The following is a 15392-nucleotide window of genomic DNA, read 5'->3' as shown; positions in this document are numbered from 1 at the left end:
CTCGCAATTTTCAATTTGAGTCAATGCGCTGAAGTAAGGGCGTTATTTGCCTTATTTCTTCCTGGTGTTTTCCCTAGAAAGTGTTAATTGCGTAGACATAAAACTTACATTAAGTTATGTTTGCAACCAAATTTAAGAATTGCTTGGCTTGTTTCGTTAAGTAACATTATTAAAAAACTCAGGCAAGCAATGGCGAAATTTTGATTATTTCTTATTCGATATATAAAAAAATCTATTTGTAAATAGATCGAATAGCTAATTTTTTACTTCAATGCGTAACTTGGGCTGTCGCATGAGAGGTGCGGTGGCCGGGATCGGGGAGCGCTGTTTAGAGCCGCCAGGCAAGCTGGGCGAGGGGACAAAATGAGCAATGCAATGAGGGCGGGCGCAAAGCGGGCCGCTTCGAGCCGCGATGTTTTCAGGTTAACGGCGCTGACGGCCGCGCTTTTGGGAATGGCTGGAACGGCTTGCGCCGATACGCTGCTGTGCGGGGGTCCGGGATGCACACTGGACCCTGCTTTGACATATACCAGCGTGGTGGTGAACAATTTGGGAATCGCGACGGGCAATAATTCCCGAATTGCCGGGTCCTTGTACGAACTTACGAAGGTCAATGCCGGCGGCGGCCTGACGCTGACCGGCGCATACATACTGAACGACGTCAGCACTCCGACCGGCACCAATGGACGAGGGGTAACGGCCAGCGGCGTGGGCGCCACAGCATCGCTCACCAATTCGGACATAGTCCTGAGGGCCTTTTCAAGCAATCCCGGCACGAATTATGCGCATGCGTACACGGCGGGGGTCGGGGCCGATGCGGGCGGGCATGTCGATATCAGCGGCGGGTCAATTACGGCTTCGGGCAGCAAACGCACTGTGGGCATGGAGGCCAAGGACGGTGGGTCCATCAATGCCAGCAACCTGGCCATTGATACTTATAGCTCGTTCGGTCATGCCGTCAATGCCTACAGAACCGTGACGCTGGGAGACTCGGTAACGGCCATTGACCTCGATCATGTCACGATCAACACACATGACTTGAATTATGCCGTTGGGATTCAATCCGCAAACAAAGGCGCCAGCGTCAATGCGACGGCCACCGATATCACGACTGTGGGCACTAATAGTTTCGGCGTTGAGGTATTCAACGGGGCCACGGTGGTATTGACGAATGGCAGTATTGCCACCTCGGGAGCAACGGCTGCCGGTGTGCGTGCATATGGCGGAGGGGTTCTGGGCCTTGGCGCTGTCACCGTCAACGGTACGCGGATTGCGACCAGCGGCCTGGGTGCGGCAGGGGTGGTGGCCGGAGCCGAGGGGTCTGCTGGAATCGTCAATCTGAACGGCGGTTCCATAGTCACGATGGGCGGCCCCGTGGGTACGGACGGCAGCGCGGGTGTGTTGGCCCAATACGGCAGTCAGGTCTCTCTTGTCAACACCAGCGTGACGACGAGCGGGGCGAATGCCCAGGGTTTGCTGGCGGCACAGGGAACGAGCAGCGGCCCCACGGTGATTAATGCCGTCAACACTACGGTTGCAACCAGTGGCGCGGGCGCCGGGCGTGTCCGGGGCGAATGGTGCCCAGATCATGGTGAGCGGCGGCTCCATCACCACCACTGGGGCGGGTTCGGCCGCGGTGCAACTGAGCAACGACAGCGATATTGCGCTGACGGGCACCAGGGTTGAATCGGCTGGCGCTTCCATCATGTCCAGTTTCGGCTCGACCGGGCAAACCCAGAATATTGCGATTGGATCGGGAACGGTGTTGACCAAGAACAATGGCGTGTTGTTGCAGGTCAACCGCAACTTGGCGGGCATGGACGGTACCGTCAACCTCAGCCTGGGGGCGGGGTCGATCTCGGCGGGCGATATTATTGATCTGGATGGCCTGGTCAAGGGCGGCAGCGATACGCGCAGCCAAGGCGGCAAGACCAATCTCACCATAGCGCCGGGTGCGAGCTGGACAGGCATTGTCCAGGGCTTGAACACATCGACTGTGGCCGATGGCGCCTCGATGGTCGACAATGGCGGCGCGCCGATTGCCGGCAACGTGGTCGGCGGCAGCAACTCAACGATAACCTTCAATAACGGTGCGCAGATAGGCGGGAATGTGGCTACGGGCGCCGGCACCCAGGGCACATTCCGCGGCGCGGCCACGATAGGCGGCAGCGTGGTGGGCACTGGCTCGACGCTGGCCTTTAATGGGCCGGCCACCATTGGCCAGGGCGTGACCGGAGATGTGGGCTCGAGCTTCAGTTTTGCCGGACCCACCAGCATTGGCCAGAGCGTTTCGGGCCAAAGCACGAGTTTCGTGTTCAGTAAGGGCGAGGCCACCACCATTGGCGGCGACGTGGTGCTGGGACGCAGTTCGAGCCTGAAGGGCGGTACGATTGCCACGCCGATCCGGATCCTCGGAGCGGCCACGGTCAACAGCGGCTCGACCCTGGGCGGCAACCTGATCGTCTCGGGTTCCTTGGGCGGCAGCGGCGGCACGGTCAGTCCCGGCAATTCGGTCGGTACGCAAAGCTATGCGACCAGCGCGGGCTTTGTCGGCGCTTATAAAGCCGAAGTCAATGCGGCGGGCCAGTCCGACTTGATCATCATCCGTTCGGGCAATCTGGACCTGTCGGGAATCGACCTGACGGTGGCGCAGGAAAACGGCACTGGCGGCTATCGCTTGCGGCAGAAATACACAATCATCCAGACCCCGGGCGGTGCGGTGCTGAACACGTTCAAGAGCACCGGGCTGGACGCGAGCTTTGCCGATACCCTGGTCAAACTCGATCCGGTGCTGTATGGCGCCCAGGACGTGGGGGTGAGCCTGTCGATCGATCCGGCCAAGGTGGCCGCCAAGACTTCGAGCCTGAGCATGAATCAGAATGCCACGCTTGGCGGGGTGATTTCGGTCGCGGGAAGCAACGCGGCGGCCGACGCGGCACTGGTCTCGACAGACACCAAGGGGGCGCTGAACCAGCTTTCGGGCGAACTGCACGCCAGCACACAGTCGGCTTTGCTCAGTTCGGGCGACCTGATGGTGAGCACTCTTTCGAATCGTATGCGTGGCAACCTGGGCGTGGGCCTGATGGCGGGCGCGCCCCTGGCGCAAGCCTCCGGGGCGGTACCCGCCAGCGCCATGCCTCAATCCGCAGCCTATCCTTTATGGGCCCAGGTGGTAGGTAGCTGGCAAACTTTCAAAGGCCGGGATAACAACACTGCCAAAAGCAGGCTGGCCACGGGCGGCTTGTATCTGGGGGGCGATGCCGATGTCGGTGCCGGCTGGCGCGTAGGGGGAGCCCTGGGCTTCACCGACGGCCAGGTCGACGTCGACGATCGCAGCGCGAGATCCAGGCTCAAGAGCTATACGGCTTCAGTGTATGGAGGCAAGAGTTGGGCAACGGGCAAAGGGCGCATCAACTTCCTGGTCGGAGCGGGCTATACACGCCATGTCATCGATAGCCGCCGCACCGTGAGCATGGGAGGCAACCAGGCGCTGGAGGCGAAGTACCATGCGAATGCCACCCAGCTCTTTACAGAACTGGGCTATGCGCTGCCTGTGGGGCAGGCCGGCACGATCGAACCCTACGTGGGGCTGGCGTGGATCAATCAACGCTCGCAGGGGTTTGACGAGACGGGCGGGGCGGCCGCATTGCATGGCGACAGCCGCACCGACAGCGTCACGACGATGACGCTGGGCGTGCGGGGCAAGACCATGGTGAATGTGGGTCGCCAGACGGTCAGGCTGACGGCGGGCCTGGGCTGGCGTCATGCGGGAGGTGATGTGAACCCCGAACGGCGTCTGGCTTTCCTGCAGGGCAATGGCACTGCCTTTACGGTGTCCGGCGCCCCGATAGCCAGAAATGCGGCCGTGGTGGATCTGGGGGCTGAAATGGCAATCGGCAAGAAGGCGGCCGTGGGCATGTCCTATAGCGGCCAGTTTGGTGCGGGAAATACCGATAACGCCGGTTCGCTGTACCTGAGGGTGCGTTTCTAAACCGGGGCTGGGCGCGGTGCCTGTATCGTTGTCGTGGCAAAACTTGTATATTGAAGGCCCATGCCACTGGATAGACCAGGTGCTTGAACAAAGAGCCGGAAATGAATGCAAGCAACTCAGCGACTCCGTCAGCAAGAACGAATGGGGCGCACGCCAGCGCCCATGCCGAGGCCAACGCCGTTGTATCGTTTTGGCGCAATGCGGGACCTGCCTCCTGGTTTGCCAAAAACGACGATTTCGATCAGGCCTTCCGCACCTCGTTTTGCGATCTGCACTTTGCCGCCGCGCGGCGCGAGTGTGATCGCTGGCTGGACGATCCTTATGGCAACCTGGCCCTGATTCTTTTGCTGGATCAGTTCCCGCGCAATGCGTTTCGCGGCTCGGCGCATATGTATGCCACCGATTCGCTGGCGCGAGCCTATGCCCGAACAGCCATTGATTCGAATGCGATTGCGGCGATTGAAGACACGCTCAAGCTCTTCGTGTGCCTGCCATTCGTACATTCGGAAAATATCGAAGATCAGCACTACGCGCTTGATTTGTACGAGCGGCACAGCCCCGATAATCTCAGGCATGCGCAAGAGCATTGCGAAATCGTGCGGCGGTTCGGGCGGTTTCCGCACAGGAATTTCCAGTTGGGGCGGGCTTCGACACCGGCGGAACAAGCCTTTCTGGATTCGGGCGGATTCTCCGGATAGCCGGCCATCGATCAGCCGCTCATGGATCACTGAGTACGCTTTGTCGATTAATCAGAACTTTTTACCTGTCACGGAACGCACTTATGGCCAATCTCAATCCATCCCGCCGCCGCTTCTTGAAGACTACCGTGATAGCCGGTATTACGGCTTATATCGCGCCGTTCGGCTCGGCCGCCTACGCGGCCTTGTTCGATGAAAAAATCCTCACGCCGATCGACTGGGATCCCGTCGCCGGCCGGGCACGGTTTCGCGTCGATGGCATGGCCAAGGTGACCGGCGCGAAGGTTTTTGCCCGCGATATCCGTGCCCGCGATTTGCCCCATTGGCCGGCACAGCAAAGCCACGCATTGGTGCTGCGCGCCACCCGGGCCGATGCCGTGTATCGGGGTTTCGACCTGGCTCGCCTGGGCGGCGACCTGAAGCCAGACCGCATTGTGACCGCGGCCGATTTGCAGCGCGATGGTGTGGCATTTACCGATTTCTACGGCGAAGACATGCTGTTGCCCGAGGGCAAGACACCGGCGTATCTGGGGCAGGCGGTGGCCATCCTTATCTACCATGATTTCGCCCATTTCCGTCTGGCCAAGAACACCTTGCAGTTCCAGGCCGACGTGATACGGTATGGCGCGAGCACGGGGCCGCTGGTGCGCGACCCATGGGGGACATTCCGTTTCGTGCGCGTGGGGGGCAAGACGCCCTACGACGACGATGTGTTTTCCAGCCTGAAAGACGCTCCGGTATTTCCAAGCCAGATGCGCAAGCAATTGCCGGTCTGGCCGGATGGCAAAGATCACGGCAATGTCGGCGAAGAAGGCATGTTTCACGCCGCAAGCATTCGCCGGGAACTCGATGACCCTCCCAAAGACTGGCTCGTGGTCGAGCGCCGTTATCAGACGCAGTCGGTCGATACGGCGGCGCTGGAGCCGGACAATGCCAATTGCTGGTACGACGCACAGGCCCAGGCCTTGCATATGGTGGTGCCTACTCAATCGCCCAGCGAGGTGGTTGAGACCGCCGGCGAGATGCTGGCCAAAGCGAAGTTTCCTGTGAAGTCCGTATTTTTGCATCCGTGCTACACGGTGGGTTATGGCTCCAAAGATCACTGCAATATGCCGTTTTACGGCCTGGTTTGTGCCCTGTACTCGGACGGGCACCCGGTGCGTCTCGCCAACGACCGCTATGAGCAATTCCAGACGGCATTGAAGCGCCATGCTTTCGACATAAGCTACCGCCTGGCGGTGGATCGCAAGACGGGCCTGTTTCAGTCGTTTACGGCGGACATGACGGCCAATGGCGGTGGCCGCTGCAATTTTTCGCCCTCGGTGGCGATGGTTGGCGCTACCGCGGCTCAGTCCATCTATTATCTGCCCAAGACCGACCTGACGGCGCGCGCCGATGCCTCGCGCGCGGTCGATGCCGGATCGGCGCGCGGCTATGGCACCTTGCAATCGATGGTCGCGACCGAGCTCATGGTCGACGACGTGGCCCAGCAACTCGGGCTCGATCCGATCGAACTCAGGTTGAAGAATGTTCTGAAGACCGGCATGAAAAACACCCAGGGGGCGATTCCGGCCGGTGCGGTGCGTGCGGATGAAATCCTGCGCAAGGCGCAGAAGCATCCCCTGTGGATCAACCGGGCCAGCCGCAAGAAAGAGTACGAGGCGAGCCATCCCGGCCGTGCCTATGGCATTGGGTTTGCCTGTGTGCAAAAAGATTTCGGCACCGGCGCCGAGTCGTCGTTCGCCAAAATCGAAGTCTCGCCCGAAGGGCGCATCATGTTGCGTCATACGGGTACCGAAATCGGCACCGGTATGAGCACTTCGCAAGCCATTGCCTGTGTTCGCTGGCTTGGTTCGCCGGCCACCGATCTGGGTTTTGCCATAACAGACTGGCCCGATTTGCCCATGAAGACCAGCGGAGATCCTTATCTGATGAGCCAGTCCGACCAGGACGGCGCCCAGGCCGATCCCCAGTGGACTCCGGCACTGGCTTCACCGGCCAGCGCGTCGAATTCGGCTTTCTATTACACGCACACCACGCGCGAAGCCTGCCGCGTGATATTTCAATATGGCTTGTGGCCGGCGGCGCTTGCGCTGTGGGGCAGCGGCACGGGCGGGGGACAGGCCGCCCCCTATGTGGTTCGGCAGGAAGATGCGCGTTGGGAGCAGGGTTTGCTGACTGCCAATGGCATGCAGGGCCTGAGCCTGGCGCAGCTTGCCGCGAAGGCTCACGAGATGGGGGGTGTGGTGGGTGTCGTGGTGCATGGTTTCAATCGCTGGCAGTGGGCCGAAGCCGAATTCCAGATCGGCAAAGCCGCTGCACGCCTGGCCGTCGATGGCCTGGCCCTGTATTTCGGCGCGGGGGCGGGCACGGCTGGTCCGGCCAGCGCGGCTGCAAAGCCGTACCGGGCGATAAAGCGAACCAGTGTTTATTACCCGCCCGTACAACGCAATAATGCGGGGGTGACCTATTACAGCGCCATGGGAAGTTTGGCTGAAATAGACATTAATCTGGCCAATGGCGAGGTTGAACTCCTGAACCATCACTCCATTATCGAATGCGGCAATGTGCTGTCCGAAGAATTGGTGTCGGGCCAGATACAGGGCGGGATAGCCATGGGAATCGGACATGCCCTGTACGAGTACCTGCCCTTGTACGAAGATGGCCCGGGCAATGGCACCTGGAATTTCAATCGTTACCACTTGCCGCGCGCCAAAGAAGTGGCCCTGTGGTCGCAAAGCTACGAGGTGCTGCCGCCCTTGTCCGAGACCGATCCGCCCAAAGGCATGGCGGAGGTGGTCATGATTCCGATCGTCGGGGCCATAGTCAATGGCGTCGCGCACGCGACTGGCCATCGTTTCAATACCTTGCCCCTTACGCCCGAAAAAATACAGGAGGCTCTGGCATGAGCGTTGCAAGCAAGTCGGTTTCCATGACCATCAACGGCACGGCGGTGGGGCCCTTCGATGTGCCGGAAAGCCTGATGATGATTGATTTTCTGCACGAATACGCCGGCCTGACCGGATCGCGCCTGGGTTGCGGCCAGGGCATTTGCCATGCCTGTGTGGCCATTCTCGATCACGAAGACGGCACCAGCGAGGAAATTCGCACCTGCATCACCGGAGCCATTTTCTTCCAGGGGAAAAAGCTGCGGACGGTGGAAGGCCATGCGCAGCGCAACCAGGCCGGCGAACTTACAGCCCTTTCTCCCATCCAGCAGAAGTTCCTTGAGTTTTATAGTTTCCAGTGCGGGTATTGCACACCGGGGTTTGTCAATGCAGCGACGGTCTTGCTTGAAAAATTGAAACGCCAGCCAATTGCGGGCGACCAGGTCGAAGCGGTGGTGACCGAAGCCTTGAACGATCATATCTGTCGTTGCACGGGGTATGTGCGTTACCACCAGGCCGTCAAAGACCTGATCATGACGACGCCCGGCCTGCTCAAGGAGACCGCTCATGGCAAGTAAGAAAAAGATATTCGGGGGCGTGGTGATTGTGGCCTTGGTGGCCGCGGGGCTGGTGTTCTCGGGTGTGCTGGACTCGTCTTACCCGACCTCGGATGTCGATAGGGGAGGGAATTCTCTCGAACTTCTGGCGCGCGGCAAATATCTGGCGAAGGCCGCCGATTGCACGGCCTGCCATACAACCCGCAACGGCGCGCTATTTGCGGGCGGAGATGCGCTGGATACACCATTCGGAAAAATATACGGCTCGAACATCACGCCCGATAAAGAGCATGGCATAGGCAAGTGGACTTCCGCGGATTTCTACAAGGCCCTGCACGACGGCCTGGCTCCCGATCGCTCCTTGTATCCGGCCATGCCGTATACAAGCTACCGCGGCGTGACGCGCGAAGACAGCGATGCCATTTTTGCCTATTTGCAAAGCCTCAAACCGGTTGCGCAGCCTGATAGAGGCAACGAGTTTGCCTTTCCGTTCAACTTGCCGATACTCATGCGTGGCTGGAATCTGCTGTTTCTGAAAAACACCCTGCCCGACGTGTCCTCGGGCAGCTCGCAAGAATGGGTGCGTGGACGGTACCTGAGCAATGCGCTGGGTCATTGCACGGAATGCCACACGCCGCGCGGTTCGATGGGGCAGTTGAACCTGGGCAGCACCCTGGCTGGAGGCGACCTGGGCGATATCAAGGCTCCGGACATCACGCCCAAAGGCTTGGCCTCCCGGGGCTGGACACCGCAAGACCTGCGGATATTCCTGAGCCAGGGTATTGCGCCTCAAGGGTCGGCGTTTGGCGAAATGTTTTCGGCCTTCCATCACAGCACCCAATACCTGAGTCCCGCCGACAATAAGGCGATGGTCGCCTACCTGATGGGCGACATGCCCTTGGCACCGGTAGCCATGCCGCGCGCCGCCGCCGGCAATGCCGATCTCACAGCGGGCAAGCTGCATTATCTGGCCCTGTGCGCGGCTTGTCACGCGGCCCAGGGTCAGGGCAAGCCCAATGTGGCGGTTGCAATGGACGGCAACACAACTGTGCGTAACGTCGATCCGCATAATCTGATTGCGGTGATGCTCAGGGGGATCGACGAGCAGAAGTTCCCGGGCAATCAGGCCATGCAGGCCATGCCGGGCTTTGCCGGCAAGCTGAACGATAGGGAAATGGCCGATCTGGCGAATTATCTGCGGGTAAGCTGGGGCGGGCAGAAAGCGGATGTTCAGCCAGAGGCTGTAAAGGCTTTGCGCAAATAACGAGGTTTTGAGTCATGGATTCAGTCGACTATCAAGTTCTTCAAAGTGTGCTCAAGTGGTTGCGTCAAGGCAAGGCTGTGGCGCTGGCGACGGTTGTGCGCAATTGGGGGTCGGCGCCGCGGCCGCCGGGATCGCTGTTTGCGGTCTCCAACGCCGGAGACTTCATCGGTTCGGTATCCGGCGGCTGCATTGAGGACGATTTGCTGGCGCGCTTTACCGCGGCCTTTCCTCAAGGGGTGTCGATAGCCCGCTACGGCATTGCCGCGGCCGATATGCGTCGCTTCGGCCTGCCTTGCGGGGGTACGCTCGAACTGGTGGTCGAGCGTTTGCATGATCCGGCCAGCATTGAAATGCTCTGCACCGGCATCGAGTCGGGGGAATTGCTGGAAAGGCATGTCGACCTTGCCAGTGGGGCGGTCAGTGTCAAACCCGGCGCCGCCGATTTTGCGGTTCGCTATAGTGACGCCGAAATGGTGCAGGTATTCGGGCCGCGCTGGCGCCTGCTGATCATCGGCGCGGGTGCCGTGTCGGAATGTCTGGCGCAAATGGCGCCGGCCCTGGATTTTGCGGTCTATATCAACGATCCGCGCGAAGAGCAGCAGCGCAATTGGCATGCGGAGGGTGCGCAGTGGCTGGCGGGCATGCCCGATGATGCCGTGCTGGAATTCAAGCCCGACCGGCGTACGGTGATCGTTACGCTTAGCCACGATCCCAAGATCGATGACATGGCGCTGATGGAGGCTCTCAAGACGAAGGCATTCTATATAGGCGCCATCGGCTCGGCGGCAAGCACCCAGGCCAGGCGCGAGCGCTTATTGACGCTCGATGTGACACAGCAGGAGCTAAGCCACCTGCATGCACCCATAGGCTTGCCGATCAACAGCCGCGCGCCGGCCGAGATAGCCGTATCCATCCTGGCCGAACTGGTGGCGCTTCGCAATGCCGCCAAGGACACCTCCCCCGCCAGCGCCTGCGCCTTCACGCCCAAAGCATCATAATTCGGCGTCATCACGAATATCGCAATGAATGTCGTAACGCGGATATGCCGACTGTCCTGATGGATATTTGCACGGATCGCGTAGAGGCGACCCTTGTGGCCGCCCGTCAACCAGCCACCGAAAGGAGCCTCGCAGTGGAAAAAAGTACGGCAATCGTTCTGGCCGCCGGGCGTGCGCGGCGATTTGGACGAGACAAGCGCCTGGAGCTTGTCGATTCAATACCCATGTTTTTGCGCACAGCGCTCAAACTGAAAAAAATCATTCCCGATACGCTGGTCGTGCTGGCTGCGGGCGACGTGGAGCATGCCCGAATCCTGGACAAGCACGGAATCGATGCGGCCTTTTGCCCCGATGCCGCCCTGGGCATGGGCCATAGCCTGGCTTATGGTGTGGCGCAGCGGCCCGCGGCGGCGGGCTGGCTCATCATGCCGGCCGATATGCCGTATATCCAGGACGGCACGCTATCGGATCTGGTCCAGGCGGCAAAAGGGCATGCCTTGGCGGCACCGGTGTTCCAGGGCAGACGCGGCCACCCGGTCTGGTTTGCACATCGCTACTATCACGCTTTGTGTGCGCTCAAGGGCGACGAAGGCGCACGCCGCCTGTTGCGGGACGCCGACCTGTATCTGCTGCCGGTTGAGGATGCAGGCAGCGTGCGCGATATTGACCGGCCGGAGGATCTGGCCCCCGCGTCAGAATGAAACCGCCGGGCCTGATTCGGCCCGTCTTGTTTTGCCGCGTGTCAGCGCCGCCAGCACAAAGGTAAGTGCCAGGGTAGGCAGGGCAGAACCCAGATTTGGTGCCCATTGCGCCAGGACATGGTACGTGGCTATGCCCAGCAGCCACAGGCCCGCGGCGAAGGCATCGATTTTGCGGATCTGCGGCGCGAATGCGGCATGCCCGAAACCCAGGCGCCCCAGTATCACGCCATATAGCGGCACGAACACTGAGCTGAGCAGCAGCAGGAAAGGCTCCAGACTGTGCATGGGCAGCACCAGCGCGAGCAGAGTACTGCCCACCGCCAGCAGCAATCCCCAGCGGCGTATGCTCCAGCCTGGCTTCAGGCTGTGCGCCGAGACCGAGCCTGAATATACGTCGCCGTACGCGTTATCGAGTTCGTCGACCAGGATCAGGCCCAGGGCAATCAGGCCGCCTTGCGCCAGCAACAAGGCACTGACCAGATCGGTATCGGGATTGGCCACACTGACCACGACCACGCCCAGGCCGTAGCACCAGATATTGGCGACGGTGTAGCCCAGCCAGGTTCCTCCCAGGGCGCCCCGGCCGCGGCGGCCGTAGCGGGCGTAGTCGGCCACCAGAGGCAGCCACGACACGGGCATGGCTATTACCAGGTCGATTGCCGAAAACATGCCCATGCTGCCGTCGCCCTGGCGGTTCCAGAGCGTGGCCAGTCCCGTGGTTTGCAATTGGCTGGAAAACTGCCAGCTCAACCACAGCAGTGACAGCACGACCAGCGGCAGACCCAGGCGGCTGACGAATCGCCGCACCAGAGTGATCATCGATCCCGCCAGCAGCGCGGTGAGCACGGCTCCCCAGAATACCGTGCACAGGATCAGCCCCCAGCCGCTGTCCAGATGCAGGCCGAAAGCGTGTTTTCCTATGGCCGCAGTACCTTCGCGCATGATCACGAGCTCGAACGTGGTCCAGCCCAATAGTTGCACGATGTTCAAGAAAACCGGCAGGCGCGCGAAGTGGCGGCCGTAGGTGACGTGAATCAGACCGGCGCTGGACAGGCCGCAGTCGCAGCCCACCTTGGCGACCCAGGCCAACAGTCCGGCGCCTATGAGGGAGCCTGCCACCACCGCCAGCAAGGCCTCCCGGGTGCCGATAGCGGGCGCCAGGTAGGCGCCGATCTGCATGACCAGCAGCCCGACACCCAGGCTGAACCAGAGCGAAGCGTGATCGGTCCAGCCAAAAACGCGGGCGGATGCGGGCAGTGGCGTCAGTGCCTGGTTGCCCGGGGTCGAGGAGGAAGAGTTCGTCACGTCCGGTTTGTTCCTTGAGTATGTCGTCGAGTCAGTTGGATACTGCCGCCAATGATAAGGGCAGATACGCGGGTTGCTCAGCCCAGATGCGACGCCGAAGGATGTTTTTCCTCGGTTTCCATGGATGCCAGGCCGTGGATTATGCCGCAGTCTTCAATCGGCCGTTCGGTGCCGCATTGTCGCCGCAGCGTGGCCAGCTGTTCCTGCAAGACCTGCAGTTCTTTGATGCGCACGGCGACGTGATGAATATGCTCGTCGAGCAGGCTATTGACCGGTCCGCAATCGCCGCCGCCGGGATCATCCATGTGCCCAAGCAAGGACCGTATTTCGTCATGGCCCATATCCAGCGTTCGACAGTTGCGTATGAAGCGCAAGCGTTCCAGATGGGCGGTCTGGTAGTTGCGGTAGTTGCTGTCGCTGCGATCGGGCGCAGGAAGCAGCCCCGCTTTTTCATAAAAACGGATGGTTTCTGTACTGCAATTGGCCAGTCTGGCGAGATCGCCGATTTTCATGGTGTGCTCCGGCATCGCGTAAAAAAGACTAAGGGTTGACCTTGTAGTTACTTTAAGGTGTTTACTGGCGAAATACAAATCCTTTGTCTGGGGACATCATGAAGCAAGCCGGAGATTGCGGCCATTCGGACCATGGAGGCGGTTCGGTCCACCAACACGAGTCTCATGGGCATGCAGCGGCGGCCGGGGGCTGCTGCGTCCAGGGCGATGCCGCATTGGCCGCGCTGGCTCGTCCTGTTTTCCACGAACGAGGCACGCGCACCGCCATGCGTATTATGCAAATGGATTGTCCGACTGAAGAAGCCCTGATACGCAGGAAGCTCGAGAGCATGGATTGCGTCCACGCCGTCGAGTTCAACCTGATGCAGCGGGTGCTGACCGTGGATCATGCCGTCGATTCCGAGACGCCGATTCTTGCCGCCATCCGCTCTCTGGGCTTTACGCCCGAACTGCCTGGCGCCGGCCAGAGGCAAGGCAAATCGGTGGATGCGCCTGCCAGGCATTGGTGGCCTCTGGCGCTGGGCGTAGCGCTGGCATTGTGTGCTGAAATGTTCAGCTGGTGGGGGTATGCCCCCTGGCTATCGGTCGTCGCGGCCGTTTCGGCCATTGCGTTCAGCGGGCTGGGCACATATAAAAAGGGCCTGGTCGCGGTGTTCAACGGCACGCTCAATATCAATGCGCTCATGAGCATTGCCGTCAGTGGCGCGGTGTTGCTGGGGCATTGGCCCGAAGCGGCCATGGTCATGGTGCTGTTCGCCATTGCCGAGCTGATCGAAGCCCGATCGCTTGATCGCGTGCGCCATGCGATTGAAAGCCTGATGCAGATCGTTCCCGAAACCGTGACGATGCGACAGGGCGACGGAACCTGGGCCGAGGTTGAAGCGGCCCAGGTTACCCCCGGCGCCATTGTGCGGGTCAAACCCGGGGAACGGGTCGGGCTCGACGGCGTGATTGTTTCGGGCTGCTCGGTGCTTGATCAGGCGCCGATCACCGGCGAGAGCCTGCCTGTGGACAAGACAGTGGGCGATGAGGTTTACGCGGGCACCATCAACGGCGCGGGCGCTTTCGAATACCGTGTCGTGGCGGCGTCGGACAACACCATGCTGGCGCGTATTATTCACGCGGTGCAAGAGGCGCAATCCGGCAAGGCGCCTACGCAGCGCTTTGTCGATCGCTTTTCAGCGATTTATACGCCCATAGTCTGCGGCTTGGCTTTGCTGGCGGCGCTGTTGCCGCCTTTGTTCCTGGGTGGCGCATGGCTGGACTGGGCTTATAAGGCGCTGGTACTGCTGGTTATTGCGTGCCCCTGCGCGCTGGTTATTTCCACGCCTGTGGCCATAGTCAGTGGCCTGGCTGCCGCGGCCCGGCATGGCATTCTGATCAAAGGCGGCGTGTACCTGGAGCAGGGGCGCAAGCTGATGCTCGTGGCTCTGGATAAAACCGGCACCATCACACAGGGCAAGCCGGTGCAAACCGATTTCGAGCCTTTGGCCGGACTCGATGCCGCGGCGTGCCGGCGTTTGGCCGCAAGCCTCGCAAGCGGCTCCGATCATCCGGTGTCGCGCGCCATAGCGGCGGCCCATATGGCCGATGGGGTCGAGGCGGGCGGCGCAGGCGGGCAAGACTTGCTTCCGGTAACGGGTTTCGAGGCCGTTGCAGGCGGCGGCCTGCGCGGCACGATAAATGGCAGCCTCTATCTGCTGGGCAATTATCGTCTGGTCCGCGAGTCCGGCTATGGCTCACCGGCGCTTGAGGCGCGTCTCGATACGCTTGAGCGCCAAGGCAAGACTGCTGTGGTGCTGGCGGGTGCCGGCCAGGCCCTGGCCTTGTTTGCTGTGGCCGACACGGTCAAGGAATCGAGTCGCCAGGCCATTGCCGATCTGCATGAAATGGGGGTGCGCACCGTCATGCTGTCGGGCGACAACACGCATACGGCCCAAGCGATTGCGGCCCAGGTGGGCATAACCGAGGTGTTGGGTTCGCAATTGCCGCAGGACAAGCTGGCGGCTATCGACGGCTATGCCACGCGGGGCATTGTGGGGATGGTCGGCGATGGAATCAATGATGCCCCCGCGCTGGCGTGCGCCGATGTCGGTTTTGCCATGGGGGCGATGGGCACCGATACGGCTATTGAAACGGCTGATGTTGCCTTGATGGATGACGATCTGCGCAAGATTCCCCGCTTTGTGCGTCTGTCGCGCAGTACCCATGCGGTGCTGGTGCAGAATATCGCGCTGGCGTTGAGTATCAAGGTCCTGTTTCTGGCATTGACGCTGCTTGGGCTGGGTACCATGTGGATGGCTGTATTCGCCGATGTGGGCGCCAGCTTGTTGGTGGTGGGTAATGCGTTGAGGCTTTTGCGCCGTTAGCGCATTTTCGGTTCCAGTGTTTACGGCGCTGAGCGTGTTTCAGTGACTTTCGTTTTGAGCTGCCTATACCGGCTGGGGCGATGACTTTGGATTGCCTGTATTGGCTTGA

The 15392-nt window shown here is 60.7% G+C and carries 11 protein-coding genes; 9 read left to right on the top strand and 2 right to left on the bottom strand.

Going from position 1 to position 15392, the window contains the following annotated elements:
* Positions 1-363 precede the first annotated feature (363 nt).
* The 8 genes from LSG25_RS05555 (at position 364) to LSG25_RS05520 (ending at position 11097) form a co-directional block, all read left to right on the top strand.
* Complete coding sequence (locus LSG25_RS05555; RefSeq protein ID WP_232743707.1) at positions 364-1686, top strand: hypothetical protein; 1323 nt, start codon at positions 364-366, stop codon at positions 1684-1686.
* Complete coding sequence (locus tag LSG25_RS05550; protein ID WP_370635993.1) at positions 1589-3991, top strand: autotransporter domain-containing protein; 2403 nt, start codon at positions 1589-1591, stop codon at positions 3989-3991. The genes LSG25_RS05555 and LSG25_RS05550 overlap by 98 nt, the downstream gene beginning before the upstream one ends.
* 101 nt (positions 3992-4092) lie before the next feature.
* Complete coding sequence (locus LSG25_RS05545; RefSeq protein WP_232743706.1) at positions 4093-4689, top strand: DUF924 family protein; 597 nt, start codon at positions 4093-4095, stop codon at positions 4687-4689.
* Positions 4690-4772: 83 nt separating this feature from the next.
* On the top strand, positions 4773-7598 hold the full coding sequence (locus tag LSG25_RS05540; protein WP_232743705.1) for a xanthine dehydrogenase family protein molybdopterin-binding subunit: 2826 nt from the start codon (positions 4773-4775) through the stop codon (positions 7596-7598).
* Positions 7595-8155: a (2Fe-2S)-binding protein gene (locus LSG25_RS05535; protein WP_232743704.1), complete on the top strand. Its 561-nt coding sequence runs from the start codon at positions 7595-7597 to the stop codon at positions 8153-8155. Before LSG25_RS05540 ends, LSG25_RS05535 begins: the two co-directional genes overlap by 4 nt.
* Positions 8145-9398: a cytochrome c gene (locus LSG25_RS05530; RefSeq protein WP_232743703.1), complete on the top strand. Its 1254-nt coding sequence runs from the start codon at positions 8145-8147 to the stop codon at positions 9396-9398. The genes LSG25_RS05535 and LSG25_RS05530 overlap by 11 nt, the downstream gene beginning before the upstream one ends.
* Before the next feature lie 14 nt (positions 9399-9412).
* Positions 9413-10396 carry an XdhC family protein gene (locus tag LSG25_RS05525; RefSeq protein WP_232743702.1) on the top strand — a complete coding sequence of 328 codons (984 nt, stop codon included), beginning with the start codon at positions 9413-9415 and terminating at the stop codon, positions 10394-10396.
* 134 nt (positions 10397-10530) lie between these two features.
* On the top strand, positions 10531-11097 hold the full coding sequence (locus LSG25_RS05520; RefSeq protein WP_232743701.1) for an NTP transferase domain-containing protein: 567 nt from the start codon (positions 10531-10533) through the stop codon (positions 11095-11097).
* On the opposite strand, the gene LSG25_RS05515 is transcribed toward LSG25_RS05520, so the two are convergent.
* Together LSG25_RS05515 and cadR are read right to left on the bottom strand one after the other, a co-directional pair.
* Entirely contained in the window at positions 11089-12402 is a 1314-nt protein-coding gene (locus LSG25_RS05515; protein WP_232743700.1) for a cytosine permease, read from the bottom strand. The two genes, LSG25_RS05520 and LSG25_RS05515, sit on opposite strands and share 9 nt — an antisense overlap.
* Positions 12403-12479: 77 nt before the next feature.
* Complete coding sequence (cadR, locus tag LSG25_RS05510; RefSeq protein WP_232743699.1) at positions 12480-12914, bottom strand: Cd(II)/Pb(II)-responsive transcriptional regulator; 435 nt, start codon at positions 12912-12914, stop codon at positions 12480-12482.
* Between the two features lie 98 nt (positions 12915-13012).
* Between cadR and LSG25_RS05505 the strand changes: the two genes are divergently transcribed.
* Entirely contained in the window at positions 13013-15283 is a 2271-nt protein-coding gene (locus LSG25_RS05505; protein ID WP_232743698.1) for a cation-translocating P-type ATPase, read from the top strand.
* Positions 15284-15392 lie beyond the last annotated feature (109 nt).

The sequence above is a fragment of the Paralcaligenes sp. KSB-10 genome (genome assembly GCF_021266465.1).
Taxonomy (GTDB): domain Bacteria; phylum Pseudomonadota; class Gammaproteobacteria; order Burkholderiales; family Burkholderiaceae_B.
The sequence above is the reverse complement of the archived record's forward strand: the minus strand, read 5'-3'. Positions and strand labels throughout refer to the sequence as shown.